Source organism: Paenibacillus sp. MDMC362 (assembly GCF_003269305.1).
Taxonomy (GTDB): Bacteria; Bacillota; Bacilli; order Paenibacillales; family Paenibacillaceae; genus Paenibacillus_AQ.
In genome coordinates this window covers 71645-90277 of sequence record NZ_QLYT01000022.1, presented here as the reverse complement: position 1 = coordinate 90277, position 18633 = coordinate 71645, and the positions used below count along the sequence as shown (strand labels likewise).

The following is an 18633-nucleotide window of genomic DNA, read 5'->3' as shown; positions in this document are numbered from 1 at the left end:
GTTCGCTGCTTAACATATCAGCATTCCAAGGAGCCCCCATGTGTCTTATTGCTTCATTATACAATTACATTGAGAACGAGAGCCAACACGAGTCCGGTCAGGGACAGGATCGTCTCCATCACGGTCCAGGACTTCAGCGTCTGGGCTACCGTCATGTTAAAGAATTCTTTTACCATCCAGAAGCCGGCATCGTTCACGTGGGACAGTACGATGGAGCCTGCCCCGGTAGCGAGCACCACTAGCTCAACGTTGGCCCCGGGCGTCATTGCGAGCACAGGAGCAACAATTCCTGCGGCGGTTGTCATGGCTACGGTTGCAGAACCTGTTGCAATCCGAATGAGTGCCGCGACAAGCCACGCAAACAGGATCACATTGATATTTGCACCGGTTGCAATTTCGGCGATGGCATTGCCGACGCCGCTGTTGATCAGAACCTGCTTGAAAGCGCCGCCTGCGCCGATGATCAGAATGATCGTAGCGATTGGAGCGAGACATTCGCTGGTGAAGCGGGATAGATCATGTTTATTAAAGCCGCGCGCGAATCCCAGCGAGTAGAAGGAGAAGACCGCAGCTATGAGCAATGCAATGATTTCATGTCCGATAAATTTGCAGAACACGGATATCATGCTAGTGGATTCCGGATCGATGATATCGGCTGCGGAACCGATAAGCATCAGTATGACCGGCAGCAAGATTGTAAACAACGTGATGCCGAAGCCGGGCAATCGGCGATCAGCTTGGCTTGAAAACTGCTCGGCAAGCTCCTCGGGCGGCTCGGTTCGGATCCGTTTGCCAATGAATTTGCCAAACACCGGGCCAGCCAGTATCGCTGCCGGGATCCCGACCAGGAACGAGTAGAGAATCGTCATGCCAAGGTCCGCATCATATGCTTTAATAGCAATCATTGGAGCGGGATGCGGAGGTACTAAACCGTGAACGGTGGACAATCCGGCTAAAATCGGTATGCCGATGTGCAGCAGAGACATTTTCGTTTTGCGTGCAACTGTGAAGACAATAGGTATTAACAGGATGACGCCCACTTCGAAAAATACGGGAATACCCACAATAAAGCCAACAATCATCATGGACCAATGGACGCGCTTCTCGCCGAAGCGGTCCACGAGGGTGGTGGCGATTTGTTCAGCGCCGCCGGATTCGGCCATCATTTTTCCGAGCATGGTACCTAGGGCGATAACGATTGCAATCGTTCCAAGCGTTCCGCCAAGACCGCCGGTTATCGAAGTGATCACATCCGCAGGCTGCATGCCCGTCAATAGACCAAGGATCAGTGCGGAGATCAATAAAGTTACGAAAGGATTCCATTTATATTTGGAAATCAGCACGATCAGGAAGACGATCGTCAGCAGTGTCCAGATCATTAAGGTAGCATTATGACTGAGACCGAATAGTGAATTCATATTTTGCTTCCTCCTATAGATTACCCATTTTGAATTGGGAAATGGTTAATATCGAGCTGTTCTGCGGTAGTATACCCAAAACAAAGGCGAATTCTATTGTATACTTGTCGACAACTTAGAGCGTGCACAGTGTTTCGTAAGACGGAGGAAGGGAGGATTAAGTTAACCCTCCGGAAAACTAAGATGAAGCGTCTGACGGGAATCATCGAAGTAATGCTGAACCGCCGTTTGGATCCGTGCCGGATCCAGGGATTCCATCTCTGCAATTAGCCGAAGATGCTTGTCCATGACATACCGAATCTTGGTGCCTCCGCCACCAAACACCTGACGGGTCGTAATTAACATGACCGTGATCACGATAGGGCGAATGCTCTTCCATAGATGAAGAATCCGTTTATGGTTCGCCTCCGTAATAATCCGTTCATGGAAAGCCAAATCCTGATAGGAGAATTCAACCGGGTCCTGATGTTTGGCTGCAAGCTCCATCCGATCGACGATTTGTTTTAAATGCTGGATTAATTCCGGCTGGGGATTCGCAAACACCTGGCCTTGAACAAAGCTCTCGATAAGGAAACGAACATCGTATAATTCCTCTACTTCTTTGAGCGATAGGCCCATGACTACAGCGCCCATGCGCTCCAATTGGATTAATCCTTCGCTGGACAGCGTTTTCATTGCTTCCCGCACAGGAGATCGGCTGGTGCCGAATTCACCTGCAATCCGATTTTCGGACAGGATTTCTCCGCGCTTGATGATGCCGCTAATAATCTGCAGTCTCAGTTCACTGGCGATGGCCTCTCCTAAAGAGGCCCCCTGAAGCCATGTTGAGGGAAATTTCATAGCATAATTCTCCAATCCGTACTGATTCTAATTTTCTCTAGTGGTAATGATACCACATCGAAAGGAGAAGGGACCATGATGAGGCTTTCGACATGATGCCCTTAAGAAGCAGCAGGTGTATAGAAGAGAATCAACGTTATTCCGACTTCTCAACCGCATGGCCGCCAAATTCATTACGCAGCGCTGCAACGACTTTGCCGTGGAACGTATCTTGGTCAAGGGAACGATAGCGCATAAACAGCGACATGGCGATAACCGGCGCGCTTGCTTGAACCTCAAGTGCCGTTTCAACGGTCCACTTTCCTTCGCCGGACGATTTCATCACGCCTTTGATTCCGTCCAGCTTCGGATCCTTGGAAAATGCGTTTTGTGTCAGCTCCATGAGCCAGCCGCGAATGACGGATCCATTGGACCATACCCGGGCGACATCCTCATAGTTGAAGTCAAATGCGCTTTTTTCCAATACTTCAAAGCCTTCCGCAATGGATTGCATCATGCCGTATTCGATTCCGTTATGGACCATCTTCAGAAAATGTCCGCTGCCGCTTTCGCCGGCATACAAGTAACCGTTCTCGACAGCCATATCCTTGAACAGGGGCTCAATGCTGGTGAATATGTCGCGATTGCCCCCAATCATAAAGCAGCCACCATGATGGGCGCCTTCCATGCCTCCGGAAGTACCAGCATCGAAATAATGAATGCCTTGGTCCGCCAGACGTGCTGCACGGGCTTTGGAATCTTTATAATGCGAGTTGCCGCCGTCAATCAGAATATCACCGGGCTCGAGGAGCGGAGTGAGAGAATCAATGACGGAATCCACGATATTTCCGGCAGGCACCATCATCCATACGATGCGGGGTTTATCCAGTTTCGCAACAAGCAATTCAGTTGATGCTGCGGCTTCGGCACCGCACTGGGCAGCTTGATCGACCAATTCCGTATTTAAGTCGTAAGCTACGACCTGATGCTGATGATGAATCAGATTCTGAACTAGATTGAGGCCCATTTTCCCCAGACCGATCATGCCTATTTTCATAAAACAATGCAGCTCCTTCTTAGGTGTATACTTGTATACAACTTAAATTCAATTATTTATACTACTCCTTTATAGCTCTTGTGTAAATAAGGGGCATGCAAGGGATGAAAGGACTTACATGGATCGAAAAAATGACATCCACAATGTTTAAAAATAGGTTATCCCCATGTGGATAATTCAAAACTAGCAATAATGACTACTTGTGGAAAACTTAAGTGCTTGCCGAGGTCAAGTAAGGTTTGACTTTTGGGTCTGAACGTGATTAAATGTATAAAGGCATTTTCTGTGAAGATGAGAACATTATCCGCTACCATTTAGCGGTCTGTTTACAAGAGATACGTCCATAGACGTCGGTTCAACAAATCGCGGTCTATTCTTCCGTGAAAGTGCGTCGATTGACGTTATGATCTTAAAATATGGGTAAGACATATTCCTGTAAGGGGGTGCATTAATCATGAGACCGACTTTCAAACCGAATGTAAGCAAACGTAAAAAGGTACATGGCTTCCGTAAAAGAATGAGCACGAAGAACGGACGCAAAGTATTGGCTAACCGCCGTCAAAAAGGCAGAAAAGTACTGAGCGCGTAATATTGTGCCACGAAGACCACCGAGGTGGTCTTTTTTTCGTAATATCTCCTGCAGTGTGAGGAGGTTCCTTTTGAAACCGGCAGAATATAAGCTAAAGTAGGCTTAAAGTATTCCAATTGGAATGTTTATCGCTGTTTTGGCATGACTATACTCTTATAATAGAAGAGATGCCAAAGAGGCTTATGATTATTGAACTTGAATAACGGCAGGGCGGGAGAAACTTGTGCATAGAAAACTTCGTTTACGGAACCGCGCTGATTTCAGCCGGGTATATCGACACGGAAAGTCCTTCGCCAATCATCAATTTGTTGTCTATTGGTCACGCAAAAAAGAGGTAGAGCAGTTTCGCGTTGGCGTTTCATGCAGCAAAAAGATCGGCAATGCGGTTGTCCGCAACCGGATGAGACGGCTGGTTAAAGAGATTGTCAGGCACCATCAGCATCAGATTATCGAGCATATCGACCTGATCTTTATCGTTCGAAAGGGAGCCCTCGATAAGTCGTATCAGGAGCTGGAAAAAAGCGTGCTTCATGTGCTGAGGAAATCGTCCCTTCTGAAAGCGAAGAGGGGCTGAACCATGTGTTTATTTGTCCATATAAATATGTTATGATTTACCGTGGAATGGAATGGCGAAGAGAGGGGTTTTGAAGTGTCGTTCATGAAGACAAGACGAGGAAAATGGTTCCTCCTCACCGCTGTAATACTTGCAGTGGCCGTTATATCAGGTTGTGCGCCTGGAGCTGACCAAACGCGTACCATTGAAGACTTGAAAAATGGAGGCTTTTGGCAGAGCAACGTTGTTTATTACTTTACATGGGCACTTGATACGTTTGCTACATGGTTTAACGGTGAATACGGATTGTCCGTACTCGTGATGGTGCTTATCGTCCGTACCTTGATTTTACCGCTGACTCTGAAACAGGTCAGAAGCTCGAAGGCAATGCAGGCCATTCAGCCTGAAATTCAGAAAATTCGCGAGAAATATAAAGATCAACCGGAAAAAGTTCAAATGGAAACGATGAAACTCTTCCAGGAGAATAAGGTTAATCCGATGGCGGGATGTTTGCCGCTGATCGTACAAATGCCGATATTTATCGCACTCTATCATTCGATTTACTATAACAATCTCCTTCGTGATCACGAATTCCTGTGGCTACAACTAGGTCAACCGGACAAGCTGTTTATTTTGCCGGTGCTTGCCGCTGTGACCACTTATTTCCAAACGAAAATGATGATGAAGATGAACCCGTCTCCACAAATGGGGATGATGCAGTTCATGCTGTTCGTTTATCCGATTCTGATCTTTGTAATGTCCTTCCAGTTCCCTTCGGCACTTCCGTTGTACTGGTTCTACAGTAACCTCTACACCATCGTGCAGAACTACTTCTTGTACCGCAACAATGACAAGGCTGCTGTCGTGGCAAGCGTTGCCAGCGCAACCGACGGTCAGAAGAGCAATAAGAGCGGTAACAAGGGCGGGAAAAAGAGTGGCAGCAAAGGCGGGAAAAAAGGTTCGAAGGGAGCCAAGAAGTCGAGATGAGTAAAATCGTCGCAACAGGAAAAACCATTGAAGATGCTGTCGCACAAGGGCTGGCCCGATGGGGTGTAAGTCAAGACCGTGTATCGGTTCAAGTATTGAGTCAGCCATCAAGAGGATTCCTGGGCCTGTTCGGGGTCAAGGAAGCGAAAGTCGAACTAACGCTCCTGCCTGACGGTGCCGGCGGCGATTCATCTGTGAAGGAAGCACCTCCTACAAACGCGCAAGCCGTTCCGGCCAAAGTGGTTCAGGTCTCCAATACCTCTGTCATGACGCAGGAAGCTCCTGCTGTCAGCAGTGATATAGAGAACCCTGCCACAGCTTCGTTTGAAGGCAAGGATCCTTACCAGGAAGCCATCACCTTTCTTATGGATACCGGACAAGCCATGGGGCTAGATATTTCGGTTGAGGTTGAGAAGGGGAGAGACTTTACCACGCTTCAAATTTCTGGCGCCGGACTCGGACTAATGATCGGGCGTAGAGGTCAGACTCTGGATGCCCTTCAGTATCTGGCCAATATCGTAGCTAACCGTTATTCCAACAGCTATCTTCGCATCGTACTGGATGCGGAGAACTTCCGAGACCGTCGCAAGAAGACGCTGGAGGATCTGGCGGATCGGTTAGCGGGACGGGTTCTGAAGACCCGTAAAGAGATTGTGCTTGAGCCTATGCCTGCTGCTGAGCGGAAGGTGATTCACGCTAAACTCCAATCGCATGGAGCCGTGAAAACGTACAGCAAGGGCGAAGAGCCGAACCGGCGGGTTGTCATTACACCCAAGTCGTCCTAAATGAGTTGAAGATTATATAAACAATGACTCCTTAAGCTTCAAGAGGGAGTCATTGTTTTTTAAAGAGACCTATAGAGGAAGACCTCGTTGGAGGTTTTTCCCTTCATGTTGATAGATGTAGCAGCCGGATTGTACATGGTATGGCTGTATTTCCGATGCTTTTTATACAGAAAGAGGTGAAGGAAACGATGTTTAGTGATACGATTGCAGCTATTTCAACAGCTGTCGGTGAAGGCGGCATTGCGATTATTCGCGTCAGCGGGCCGGACTCCGTTCAGGAAGTGGAGCGTATATTCAAAAGTAAAAACAAGTTAACACAAGTGGATTCCCATACCGTTCATTACGGTCATATTGTGGATCCCAAAACGGGAGAAAACCTCGAAGAGGTCCTTGTAACTGTGATGCGTGCTCCTCGATCGTTCACGACCGAGGATGTTGTTGAGATCAGTGCTCATGGCGGCGTCATCTCCGTAAAACGCGTCATGGATCTGTTGCTTCAATTAAACATCCGGTTGGCGGAACCCGGTGAATTTACGAAGCGGGCTTTCTTAAACGGTCGGATCGATCTGTCCCAGGCGGAAGCGGTCATGGACTTGATTCGTTCGAAATCCGATCGCGCCTTCTCCGTTGCGCTCAAGCAGGTTGAAGGGACGTTATCCCGTAAAATTAACGAGCTGCGGCATACCTTAGTTGAAACACTGGCCCATATCGAAGTGAATATCGATTATCCAGAGCATGACGTAGAGTCGCTTACTTCAGAATTCATTAAAGAGAAAAGCCAGCTTGTCATGGGTGAAATTGATAAGCTGCTGAAGACCGCGCAAGAAGGGAAAATCCTGCGTGAAGGGATTACGACAGCTATTATCGGTCGCCCCAATGTGGGCAAATCTTCGCTTCTGAACACGCTGGCCCAGGATAATCGCGCCATTGTGACGGATATACCCGGTACGACTCGCGATGTGATTGAGGAATTTGTCACCATTAACAACATTCCGTTGAAGCTGCTTGATACCGCGGGTATCCGGGAAACGATGGATGTGGTCGAGCAGATCGGCGTTGAACGATCCAAGCATGCGGTGAACGAAGCGGATCTCATTCTGCTTGTGCTGAATGCCAACGAACCGCTGCATCAGGACGAATTGGAATTGATGGAACAAATACGCGGTAGACAATGTATTGTCATTATGAATAAAATGGACTTACCGTCTAATCTCGATCAGGACATTCTCCATCGATACTATCCTGATGAATTGATCGTTCCGATGTCGGTGATGGCGCAAGAGGGTATTGACCGGCTGGAAGAGGCTATATCCAACTTGTTCTTCAGCGGCCAGATTGAAGGCGGAGATCTGACGTATGTGAGCAATGTACGACATATCGCTTTGCTGAAGAAATCCAAGCAGTCGCTGCAGGATGCTTATGATGCAGCTGAACAGCTCATTCCGATCGATATGATCCAAATCGATGTGAGAATGGCCTGGGAACAGCTAAGTGAGATATTGGGTGAAGCGGTTGGCGATTCACTCATTGATCAGATTTTTTCACAGTTTTGCTTGGGTAAATAAGCTTCAAGGCTTACTATATATAGTAGGAACAGCTCAACAATTTCAGGGATATCCGAGATGGATGCCTTTGATTACGTATATAACACAATTAGAACAGGAGGGTGAGCTATGAGTTATATGGGTGGCACTTATGATGTGATTGTAGTCGGTGCAGGACATGCCGGCTGTGAAGCTGCACTTGCATCTGCACGAATGGGTGCTGAAACGTTGATGGTTACTATCAACCTGGATATGGTTGCTTTTATGCCATGTAACCCGTCCATTGGAGGGCCTGCAAAAGGCCATGTCGTTCGTGAAATCGACGCACTGGGCGGAGAAATGGGACGCAATATCGATAAAACCTTCATTCAAATGAGAATGTTGAATACAGGTAAAGGTCCGGCTGTCCACGCGCTGCGTGCTCAAGCGGATAAGTTCTCTTATCAGCATACCATGAAAGAGACGATGGAGAAGGAAGAGAAGCTTACCCTTCGTCAGGGTATGGTGGATCAGCTCATCGTAGAAGATGGCGTATGCGTTGGGATCGTGACGCAGACGGGTACGGAATATCGTGCGAAAGCGGTTGTGCTGACAACCGGTACGTATTTGCGCGGTAAAGTCATTATGGGTGAATTGATGTATGAGAGCGGTCCGAACAATCAACAGCCGTCCGTAAAACTTGCGCATAACCTGCGCGAGCTTGGCTTCGACCTTGTTCGATTCAAGACGGGTACACCACCGCGGGTGCATAAGGATACGATTGATTTCTCCAAGACCGAAATTCAGCCTGGGGATGAGAAGCCTAAGTTCTTCTCTTATGAAACGAAATCCTCCGACAATGAGCAGCTGCCTTGCTGGTTGACGTATACGTCGGTGGATACGCACCAGATTATCAATGACAACCTTCACCGCGCACCGATGTTCTCTGGTGTTATTGAAGGTACTGGACCACGTTACTGCCCGTCTATCGAGGACAAAATCGTTCGTTTTGCCGACAAGCCGAAGCATCAGATTTTCCTTGAGCCTGAAGGTAAAAATACGAAAGAATACTACGTGCAAGGGCTATCCACCAGCATGCCTGAGGATGTTCAGCTTGCGGTGCTTCGCTCCATTCCCGGAATGGAGAAGGTAGAAATGATGCGTAACGGGTATGCTATCGAGTATGATGCGATGGTGCCAACGCAGCTGTGGCCGTCTCTGGAAACGAAAAAACTGCCGGGTCTGTTTACGGCTGGACAGATCAATGGAACCTCGGGATATGAAGAGGCAGCAGGTCAAGGCATTATGGCGGGTATCAATGCGGCACGTAAAGTGCAGGGCAAAGAGCCTGTTATATTGGATCGCTCCCAGGGTTATATTGGAGTGCTGATTGATGACCTGGTGACCAAAGGGACAAATGAGCCTTATCGTTTGCTCACCTCCCGTGCAGAATACCGTCTGCTGCTTCGCCATGATAATGCCGATCTGCGTCTTACCGAAATCGGCCATGATATCGGACTGATCTCGGAAGAGCGTTATGCCAAATTCGTGCTGAAGAAGCAGCTCGTTGAGCAGGAGATCGAGCGTCTTCGCCAAACGAAGGTGAAGCCGGTTGACGTAAATGCGATGCTGGAAGCAGCCGGATCAGCACCCATTGTGGACGGAAGCAATATGCTGACGATTCTGCGCCGTCCGGAAATTACGTTTGCGATGATTGAGTCGCTCTCCCCGTCTCCATACGAGCTGGATGAGGAAATGAAGGAGCAAGTCGAAATTCAAATCAAATATGCGGGTTATATTGAAAAACAGCTGGGACATGTGGAAAAGTTGCAGAAGATGGAGAAGAAACGCATTCCGGAGGATATCGTTTATGACGAGATCAACGGACTGGCTATGGAAGCCCGGCAGAAGTTGAACAAGATCCGTCCGATCTCCATCGGTCAGGCATCGCGCATTGCTGGCGTAACGCCAGCGGATATATCGATACTTCTCGTTTACCTGGAGCATTATAACCGGGTAACCGCAGCGAAAGGATAAGGAATGGACGACATTCAGAAGGTTTTTGTTGACCGGCTCGGAGAGCACGGGATCACAATTGATGAGAAACAGCTCCAACAGTTCGAGGTGTATTACGAACTACTGGTGGAGTGGAACGAAAAAATGAATTTAACCGGGATTACGGAACGGGAGCAAGTCTACACGAAGCATTTTTACGATTCGATTACGCTCGCCTTTTATGTGGATATGACCCAAATCGGCAATCTGGCGGATATCGGATCAGGGGCTGGCTTCCCTGGTATTCCTCTGAAAATATGTTTCCCGCATGTGAACCTGACGATTGTGGATTCACTTAACAAACGGATCAACTTTCTGAAGCATGTTGTGGATACGATTGGCCTGACGGGGGTCGAACTGATTCACGGGCGTGCGGAAGAGGTTGCTCGTAAGCAGGGGTACCGTGACGGGTTCGATCTGGTCACAGCAAGAGCGGTTGCTCGCATGGCTGTGTTGAACGAGTTCTGCCTACCTTTCACGAAGGTAGGGGGGCGATTCGCCGCGATGAAGGGCAGTGACCCTACGGAAGAGGTGAAGGAGGCAGCACGCAGCTTGAAAGAGCTGAGAGCGGCTTTGAACAAGGTCCATTCATTCTCCTTGCCCGTAGAGGAATCAGGCCGGCATATCGTGGTGATCGATAAAAAGGGAGCCACGCCTTCCAAGTACCCCCGTAAAGCGGGTACGGCCAGCAAAACGCCGATCGTGTAAGCATTGTGCCATCGATCTAGATGACGTCAATCAAGCTGGTCTCCCTTGCGGAGACCAGCTTTGCTAGAAAATATCAAACCATTCAAGAGAAGGACTCATAGAGTCCTTCTCTTTTTTATTGCCCGTGCAGATTTGCCTTGAACGGAAAGGGAGGCCATTAATACTTGTTTTATTTACATATGAACTATATAGAAAAAAAATGTTGTAATTTATTTGGTTATGCCCAGCGGTTGCCATCATTTAAATTAGAATGGTGAAGCATGAAAATATAAATTTCTCTCAGATTGCAGAGTGATAGGAAGTCCTTAAGAACCTCATAAGAAGCATTTTCAGGGCTCTATGGTACGCTCACTTTTACGTTTTCTATCAAATAGAACTGAGGGTTACCTCTAAAGGGAGTTTTCTATTTCAAGCTGTGAATAAGAATGGACATCCACGCTGTGGATGTATCTGATCAACTTCAAATGTTTCACGTGAAACATTTGAAGTTTGTTGTGAGTTATATATTAGCCATCTCTATGAAATGCATAATTCTTTGACAAATTATTTTTGATATCAACTAGTTTTCTAATTTGACTAACGAAGGATGAAGATGATCTCATAAAAAGTTAGGTTGCAGCTATCCATCCCATTCATGCACTGGACAGCGGAACTAGCAGGGAGTAGTGAACTATGATGTGTATTGTTCAAGTGAATCTATTAGCCATTGAGTTTCTCCCCCTAAATTTTGATGATAATGGTTGTTCAAAAGATTTAATCTATTGGCATATCTTACAATTATTCTGAATCTAGAATCTCCAGAAAGGCTGCTGGGAAGATGATGTAGCTGAATAACATGAACTTGACGCAAAAACTTTGGAACTGTGCACAAATCATGTATAAAGCAAACGAGAAATGAAGGAAAAAAGGTGATATTGGAGAATAGAGTTATAGGACAAAAAGTGGTAGAATAGAATCGTAGTATCCATTTGGACAGAAGGGCAGGTTTGCCCGTTCTTTAATAGGATGAAAGAGTATAAATCCTGGTTTGGTCACTTTTCCATCCTTGCTTCGTGCAGTCAACAACTTTGATCGTTGTGGCTGCTGTTTTTTGGAAGGTACCATGCCATCCCATGGGATCATGGCCTTAAGCGAAATAGAAGTAGATATATACCACTTGTGAGATATCGATTGATCGTAAGCAACATGATAAAACCTCCTGTTATATCTCTCAAGAAGCAGCCGCTTCATGCAGCGGTTTGGATCAGAGAAATACGGCAAAGATCACCACAGGCGTCTTTCTCCGATCAGTATGAAATCTGTTTTTGCAGGGAAATGCCTGGCACCACAGTGGATTCTAGCGCGCCAATGGATGGTGGAACCATCCGTGTATGACTCCATGTTGTGGTTATCCAATCGTATAACCGATTCCGGGATATTCGGAGGCTTATCCGTGCTATCATGAAATTAGGTGGTAATATACGGAATGAAAGAACAATTTTCGAGATTGTTTGGCTTAGCGGCAGAGCGGAACCAAGGGGATGAAGTGAAACAAATCCCGGTAAACGAGGTTGTCAGCAGCCCATACCAGCCACGGACGATTTTTGATGACGAGAAGATTGATGAATTACTCCAGACAATTAAAACGCATGGAGTCATTCAACCTATTGTCGTTCGTGTCCGAAATGGCATGTATGAGATCATTGCAGGGGAACGCCGCTGGCGTGCGGTTAAGAAGCTGGGTCTGGACACGATTCCGGCCATTGTTCGCGAGTTCAACGATTCACAAGCTGCCTCCATTGCGTTAATCGAGAATCTGCAGCGTGAAGGACTTACTTCAATTGAAGAGGCAGTGGCTTATCAGAAGTTGATTGATCTTCACCAATTGACACAAGAGAGTTTGGCACAGCGGCTAGGCAAAAGCCAATCCACGATTGCAAACAAAATTCGTTTGCTGCAGCTGCCAGAAGCAGTCAAGGTGGCATTGATGGAACGCAAGGTGACGGAACGTCATGCGCGCGCCCTGCTTTCATTGGATAATGAAGAAACCCAACTTAAAGTGCTGGACGAGATCATTACCAAGGAGCTGAATGTGAAGCAGACGGAGGCACGAATCGCCTTTTATAAAGAAGTAACAACAATGAAGAAGGCCAAGCGTATATCGTACAGTAAGGATGTTCGACTGGCTCTGAACACGATTCGTCAATCGATCGATATGGTATCAGGTTCGGGGATGGCTATTAAAACAACAGAGAATGATCATGAAGATCACTATGAAATCGTTATAAAAATACCTAAACGTTAAGATATGGTGTGAAGCGGTATGCATCGTACCGCTTTTTCTGTTGATCAAGAGATAATGCTCTGCAGCAGGCTGTGTTTCTTAACGAAGGGTTTTGGTTTGTTGTTGTAGATGAGAAACATGTAATTTATTATTACTCATTTTCATCGCCGCCATATCCTGGGCATCCCGAAATCTGCGGGATCGTTCGCTTAATACATATACAGCCTATGGCTGTATATCATCTATTGCGACTACTTAGAAGAGTCTTCCTACATTGAGGTGAAATGAGTGTCAAAGATAATTGCCATAGCAAATCAAAAGGGCGGTGTCGGCAAAACAACGACTTCCGTCAATCTGGGAGCTGGATTGGCTTCGCTTGGCAAACGGGTGCTTTTGGTGGATATAGACCCCCAAGGCAATACGACGAGTGGGGTTGGCATTAATAAAGCCGATGTTGCAAATTGCATTTACGATATTATCATCAATGAAGTACACCCGAAGGACGCCATCTGCGGGACTAACGTCGAAGGCCTGGACATCATTCCGGCAACCATTCAATTGGCTGGTGCTGAGATTGAGCTTGTTCCTACGATATCCCGTGAAGTAAGATTGAAGAAATCACTTCAATTAGTCAAACCCCAGTATGATTATATTTTGATTGATTGTCCTCCATCGCTTGGCATTTTAACGATCAATTCATTGACCGCAGCCGATTCCGTGATCATCCCGATTCAATGCGAATACTACGCACTGGAGGGTCTGAGTCAGCTGCTGAATACGGTTCGCCTTGTTCAGAAACATCTGAATACATCGCTCAAGATTGAAGGTGTATTATTGACGATGCTGGATGCTCGCACGAACTTGGGCATTCAGGTAATTGAAGAAGTGAAGAAGTACTTTCAGGAAAAAGTGTATAGAACGATTATTCCTAGAAACATTCGTTTGAGTGAAGCACCATCTCATGGACAGTCGATCATTACTTATGATCCTCGATCTAAGGGAGCGGAAGTATACTTGGAGCTGGCAAAGGAAGTGATCTCGTATGAGTAAACGATTGGGAAAAGGGCTGGATGCGCTTATTCCATCTTTGTCTATTCATGATGATGACAAGGTAGTGGAAATTCCGCTTAGTCAATTGCGAGCGAATCCATATCAGCCGCGCAAGACATTTAACGATGAGGCTATCCAGGAATTGGCGGAATCGATCCGTCAGCATGGAGTTATCCAACCGATTATCGTCCGCAGCGTGCTGAAAGGATACGAGATTATTGCCGGGGAGCGCAGATTCCGGGCATCTCAATATTGCGGCAAAGCAACGATACCGGCAGTGGTTCGATCTTTTAGCGATCAACAAGTCATGGAAATCGCCCTGATCGAGAACCTGCAGCGGGAGAACCTGAACGCCATGGAGATTGCTGTAGCTTATCAAGGACTGATGGAACAATTTTCCTTAACCCAAGAAGAACTGTCATTGAAGGTGGGTAAGTCCCGCTCACACATCGCTAACTTTTTGCGGCTGCTTTCTCTACCTGAAGAAGTGAAGGACAATGTTTCACGTGGAACATTATCCATGGGACATGCCCGGGCGATCGTTGGAATTAAGGATCCCATTCTTGTTAAACAGTTGGCGAAACAGTGCGTGGAGCAAGAGTGGAGTGTTCGTGAATTAGAGGAAGCGGTTAAGAATCTGGATCGTAAACCAACGGATAAAGCAAAGCCCAAGGTTAAGAATAGAGATCCTTATATCGATCATCTGGAAGAGGATCTAAGAGAACGTTTCAAAACGACGGTCAAAATTAAGCACAATAAGGATAAAGGGAAGATTGAGCTTAATTACTATAGTAAACAGGACCTGGAGCGGTTGTTGGAACTTCTTCAGTAAAGAGCCGCAGTTCTATTGAATAAGAAACTATCATGCGTGACGGGTTGAATCACAAATGGTTGAAAAGCAATGAGTGCGATTAAAAACCAAAGACATGTCGACGTTCCTGTATGGGAATGAGATATGTCTTTATTTAACTAAACGTGAAGCCAAAGCCTTGATACTCCGAACTTGAAGATATTTGGACATATCCTGTAAAGAGACACCAATACGGCAAAGATGAAGGTGAAGCATCATGGACCCGATCGTTTATCTGGATCATGCAGCCACTTCGTGGCCAAAGCCGCCTGAAGTATTTGAGGCGATGAGAAAGGCGATGGAAGAGGCGGCTGCAAACCCGGGACGTGGGAGTCACCGGATGGCGGTGAAAGCTTCCCGTGTGCTCTATGGAACAAGGAGGACGCTCGCAGACTTGTTTGGGGTGAAGAATCCTAATGATATTGCGCTGACATCGAATACAACTGAAGCGCTGAACTTAGCGATCAAAGGGTATTTGCGTGAGGGCGATCACGTGATTGCGACCATGATTGAACATAATTCAGTGCGCAGACCGTTAGAGTATTTGAAACGCACCCGAGGGATACAAGTAGACTATATTCCTGTAGATGAGGAAGGTCAGCTTGATTTGCAACTAATAGAGGGAGCCTTTCGTTCCAATACTAGGCTTGTTGTGTGTAGTCACAGTTCGAACCTTCTTGGTTCGATCGTTCCTCTCGTTGAAATCGGAGAATTGGTGAAGAGAAAAGGGGCTGTACTGCTCGTAGATGCTGCCCAGAGTGCCGGTATGCTGGATATTCATGTGGAGGCGATGCATGTAGGCATGTTGGCTTTTCCGGGGCATAAAGGGCTTCTGGGGCCGCAAGGAACAGGCGGGTTGTATATCTCGCCTGATATTGATCTGGAACCATTGCTGCACGGAGGCACAGGGAGTCAATCAGAGGCTATTGAACAGCCGACGGTACGTCCGGATCGATATGAGGCAGGGACGCCTAACACGATTGGATATGCGGGACTGCAAGCGGGTGTGAAGAAGGTACTTGAATGGACTCCGCAGCATATTTACCAGCACGAATGGGAGCTAACCCAATATATGATTGAGGGTCTGCAAGAGGTAGGGGACCTTCGTATATTAGGTCCTGCACTTGGTCAAGCGAGGACAGGTATCGTAGCTTTTGTGTCAGAGCGATACAGCGCGTCCGAGTTAGCTTTTCGACTGGACCGGGAATATGGGATTGCCGTGCGTGCTGGTTTTCATTGCACACCGCTTGCTCATATGGCATCAGGCACGGAACAGACAGGTGCAGTCAGAGCGAGTGTGGGGATATCTACTAGCCGTGACGAGGTAGAGTTCATGCGTAAGGCGATTGCGGAAATTCATAGATAATCAAATAGATCAAGATGGAGAAGAGGAAGGAAGAAAGCATGTCTGAATTAAATGAATTGATCATGGAGCAGCTTCATTGGTTTGTCGTCGGAATGGTCATGATCATCTTGATCTTATGGATAACTTTAATTGTTCAAGGGACAAAACTGCGTAAAATGAAGCGTCGTTATGATGCGATGATGGCAGGCAGTGGGGTAGAAGATATCGAATCGCTGTTGGTCCAACTGAAAATCCAAATGGATGAGATTGAAGAGGGCCATGCCCATCATCAAAAAATGCTGGATACGATCAGCCGCAGTTTGAAAGGGATGAAGTCCAAGGTTGGTATCGTAAGATACAATGCGTTTGGCGAGCGGGGGAACGAAATGAGCTTCTCCCTGGCTATTCTCAGTGAACAAGAGGAAGGGATTGTGCTGACCGGCCTGCATAACCGGGAGAGCTCCTATGTGTACGCTAAACCACTGAAGGATGGGCAGTCCAAATATCCATTGTCTCCGGAAGAAAAAGAGGCCGTCACTCTTGCGCTGCAAGAAGGGTAGAACGGTTCCACTCTTTAATGCCTGCAAATAGGCAGGTTGCAATAATATCAGACAACCGCATGACCAAGCTTAAGCGAGTGTTCTGCAATACGAAGTATTCCATAAAGCCGCCGACATTGACGATGCCCGTTACGTGGATATCGCCGACCGGCGGTAATTCTTTGTGTACGCCAGCTCCGGGTTTGAGAGGGCCATCGGATATCTGAATAGAGCCTACACTGGATGATTGACCCAGACACGCGTCAATGCCGATCACAAAAGGGTTGTCGAATTTTTCGTGTATGGCTGTTAGCGTATCCTTCAGATTCATGGCGTGGACAGGCTCGTCCAGCGTACCGTAGAGATGAAACAGAGAACTATTGTAGCGCGCAAGTGAGGTGCCGACAAGGGGTCCCAGACAATCGCCGGTAGACCGGTCGGTACCGATGCAGACAATGACAAGCGGACGATGCTGAATACGGCCGTCAGAGAGATGGAAGAGCAAGCGATGTATAATAGCAGAATGGATATTAGGGTCCGTGTGTGGTATTTTTAAGCTGGAAGCCTCCGGGCGAGACGTGATTTTAGATAGACGGTTCATAGAATCTTCCTTTCGTCTGCATTTGGTAGTATCAGTATATGGATGAAAGACTGTTTTTATACTTTGGGATTCGCTTAAAATGTGAATTATATTCTGCTCGGACAGAAGAATGTTCTCAGGATAAGAAGATGTGCCTGGACTGTATGAGGTATATGAATATACTTGATCTATGAAAAGGTTTATATAAAACTCTTAATCATTGGGAATGATGATGATAAGAAATAAGAGGGAATGATAGCCATGATGGAGGGGGACGGGGCAGTGGAAGGCGCGATGTTGATCGCATTTGATTCCACCCAGCAGGCGCTGCGTGCAGAAATGCTGCTGGAGTACGCGGATATCGAAATTGATCTTTTTCCTACACCAAAAGAGATTACGGCTGGCTGTGCATTATCGATTCAATTCCCATCTGATGCGTTAAATGATGTTCAAGAGATCATCCGACAGGAGCGTGTGGAGATTCGGGGGATCTTTGCGCTGGATAACAACGAAAAGTATATCAACATCGAAGAGTAAGGGGAGAACATCAGGGATGAGGGGCTTTAGTTACTTATCTGGGGATGCAGATAATGTAAATTTAGAGACATTGGCTGAGGAGGCTGAGGGTTTGAAAGATCAGATATGGAGATGGTTAACGAATGAAGAGATGTGGATGAATATCCTGTCATCCGGCATTCGGGTCATTATCATTTTTATTCTGACGCGTCTCGTGATACGAGTCGTGTATAAAATGATTGATCAGTTTCTCCTTAGGCAGGAGAAGAGCCGAATTCAAGTGAATTCAAGGCGTTTTGTCACAGTAGGGGAGTTGCTGAAAAATGTAACCTCCTTTGTGTGCAACTTTGTTATGATTTTGATCATTCTCTCAGAGTTCAACTTCAAGTTAGGACCACTGTTAGCCGGTGCCGGGGTACTTGGCCTTGCAATAGGTTTTGGTGCACAGAGTTTAGTGAAGGATGTTATTACCGGATTCTTCATTATATTCGAGGATCAGTTTGCGGTAGGCGACGTAATCAAGAGTGGTGAGTACCGGGGAACTGTTGAAATGATCGGACTTCGCACATCGCGTGTTAAGGGATTGAATGGGGAGACCTATATTATTCCGAACGGAATGATTACCAGCGTCACGAATTACTCCCTTTCTAACTCATTAGCCATTGTAGATTTACCCGTAAAGAACGACCAGCAGGTGAAGGATACGATTACGCTGATTCAGTCGGCCCTTACGGGAATCATGGACCGTCGCCCAGAGGTCCAGCGGACACCGGATGTATTAGGAATCCAGTCATTGAATACTTCTGAATATGTTGTTCGTATTGTGGCGGAATGCAATCCCAATGCAAGAGAAAACGTGGAGCGCCAGATTTTTACGGATATCAAACAGGCTATGGAAGCACTGGATATGGGCCAAGAACGCGTTCAGGCTTGATCTAATCGGTTATCCAATGATATATAATAGATAGAAGAAGTAATAGAAGCAAAAGGGAGCGA

At 46.8% G+C, this 18633-nt stretch carries 18 protein-coding genes; 14 read left to right on the top strand and 4 right to left on the bottom strand.

Annotated elements, in window-relative coordinates:
• Window positions 1-56: 56 nt before the first annotated feature.
• The 3 genes from DP091_RS12040 to gnd all read right to left on the bottom strand — a co-directional run bounded on the left by DP091_RS12040 (window position 57) and on the right by gnd (window position 3294).
• Window positions 57-1418: a GntP family permease gene (locus DP091_RS12040; protein ID WP_113058539.1), complete on the bottom strand. Its 1362-nt coding sequence runs from the start codon at window positions 1416-1418 to the stop codon at window positions 57-59.
• Window positions 1419-1580: 162 nt separating this feature from the next.
• Window positions 1581-2258 carry a GntR family transcriptional regulator gene (locus tag DP091_RS12035; RefSeq protein ID WP_113058538.1) on the bottom strand — a complete coding sequence of 226 codons (678 nt, stop codon included), beginning with the start codon at window positions 2256-2258 and terminating at the stop codon, window positions 1581-1583.
• Window positions 2259-2394: 136 nt separating this feature from the next.
• A complete protein-coding gene (gene gnd / locus DP091_RS12030; protein ID WP_113058537.1) occupies window positions 2395-3294 on the bottom strand; it encodes a phosphogluconate dehydrogenase (NAD(+)-dependent, decarboxylating) in 900 nt (299 codons plus the stop codon).
• Between the two features lie 454 nt (window positions 3295-3748).
• Here gnd and rpmH point away from each other — a divergent pair, with 454 nt between their 5' ends.
• From rpmH to DP091_RS11970, 12 genes are all read left to right on the top strand, one after another.
• Window positions 3749-3883, top strand: a complete 135-nt coding sequence (gene rpmH, locus DP091_RS12025) for a 50S ribosomal protein L34 (RefSeq protein WP_006207379.1) — start codon at window positions 3749-3751, stop codon at window positions 3881-3883.
• 223 nt (window positions 3884-4106) lie between these two features.
• The gene (gene rnpA, locus DP091_RS12020) at window positions 4107-4457 is read left to right on the top strand and encodes a ribonuclease P protein component (protein ID WP_009591465.1); all 351 of its coding nucleotides are present in this window, start codon (window positions 4107-4109) and stop codon (window positions 4455-4457) included.
• 75 nt (window positions 4458-4532) lie between these two features.
• Window positions 4533-5423 carry a YidC/Oxa1 family membrane protein insertase gene (locus tag DP091_RS12015; RefSeq protein WP_113058536.1) on the top strand — a complete coding sequence of 297 codons (891 nt, stop codon included), beginning with the start codon at window positions 4533-4535 and terminating at the stop codon, window positions 5421-5423.
• Window positions 5420-6208: an RNA-binding cell elongation regulator Jag/EloR gene (gene jag, locus DP091_RS12010; RefSeq protein ID WP_113058535.1), complete on the top strand. Its 789-nt coding sequence runs from the start codon at window positions 5420-5422 to the stop codon at window positions 6206-6208. Before DP091_RS12015 ends, jag begins: the two co-directional genes overlap by 4 nt.
• Before the next feature lie 188 nt (window positions 6209-6396).
• Window positions 6397-7773 (top strand): tRNA uridine-5-carboxymethylaminomethyl(34) synthesis GTPase MnmE, encoded by a 1377-nt coding sequence (gene mnmE, locus DP091_RS12005; protein ID WP_113058550.1) that lies wholly within the window; start codon window positions 6397-6399, stop codon window positions 7771-7773.
• 108 nt (window positions 7774-7881) lie between these two features.
• Window positions 7882-9768, top strand: a complete 1887-nt coding sequence (gene mnmG / locus DP091_RS12000; RefSeq protein ID WP_113058534.1) for a tRNA uridine-5-carboxymethylaminomethyl(34) synthesis enzyme MnmG — start codon at window positions 7882-7884, stop codon at window positions 9766-9768.
• A 3-nt stretch (window positions 9769-9771) separates the two neighbouring features.
• A complete protein-coding gene (rsmG, locus tag DP091_RS11995; RefSeq protein ID WP_113058533.1) occupies window positions 9772-10494 on the top strand; it encodes a 16S rRNA (guanine(527)-N(7))-methyltransferase RsmG in 723 nt (240 codons plus the stop codon).
• Window positions 10495-11959: 1465 nt separating this feature from the next.
• On the top strand, window positions 11960-12778 hold the full coding sequence (noc, locus tag DP091_RS11990) for a nucleoid occlusion protein (protein ID WP_071219312.1): 819 nt from the start codon (window positions 11960-11962) through the stop codon (window positions 12776-12778).
• Between the two features lie 267 nt (window positions 12779-13045).
• A complete protein-coding gene (locus tag DP091_RS11985) occupies window positions 13046-13807 on the top strand; it encodes a ParA family protein (protein ID WP_113058532.1) in 762 nt (253 codons plus the stop codon).
• Window positions 13800-14639, top strand: a complete 840-nt coding sequence (locus DP091_RS11980; RefSeq protein WP_113058531.1) for a ParB/RepB/Spo0J family partition protein — start codon at window positions 13800-13802, stop codon at window positions 14637-14639. The genes DP091_RS11985 and DP091_RS11980 overlap by 8 nt, the downstream gene beginning before the upstream one ends.
• A gap of 235 nt (window positions 14640-14874) precedes the next feature.
• The gene (locus DP091_RS11975; protein ID WP_113058530.1) at window positions 14875-16023 is read left to right on the top strand and encodes an aminotransferase class V-fold PLP-dependent enzyme; all 1149 of its coding nucleotides are present in this window, start codon (window positions 14875-14877) and stop codon (window positions 16021-16023) included.
• 38 nt (window positions 16024-16061) lie between these two features.
• The gene (locus tag DP091_RS11970) at window positions 16062-16562 is read left to right on the top strand and encodes a DUF4446 family protein (protein ID WP_113058529.1); all 501 of its coding nucleotides are present in this window, start codon (window positions 16062-16064) and stop codon (window positions 16560-16562) included.
• Here DP091_RS11970 and yyaC read toward each other — a convergent pair.
• A complete protein-coding gene (yyaC, locus tag DP091_RS11965) occupies window positions 16537-17142 on the bottom strand; it encodes a spore protease YyaC (protein WP_113058528.1) in 606 nt (201 codons plus the stop codon). The two genes, DP091_RS11970 and yyaC, sit on opposite strands and share 26 nt — an antisense overlap.
• A 231-nt stretch (window positions 17143-17373) precedes the next feature.
• Here yyaC and DP091_RS11960 point away from each other — a divergent pair, with 231 nt between their 5' ends.
• Complete coding sequence (locus DP091_RS11960) at window positions 17374-17658, top strand: putative Se/S carrier protein (protein WP_373456918.1); 285 nt, start codon at window positions 17374-17376, stop codon at window positions 17656-17658.
• Window positions 17659-17674: 16 nt separating this feature from the next.
• Window positions 17675-18571, top strand: a complete 897-nt coding sequence (locus DP091_RS11955) for a mechanosensitive ion channel family protein (protein ID WP_113058527.1) — start codon at window positions 17675-17677, stop codon at window positions 18569-18571.
• Window positions 18572-18633 lie beyond the last annotated feature (62 nt).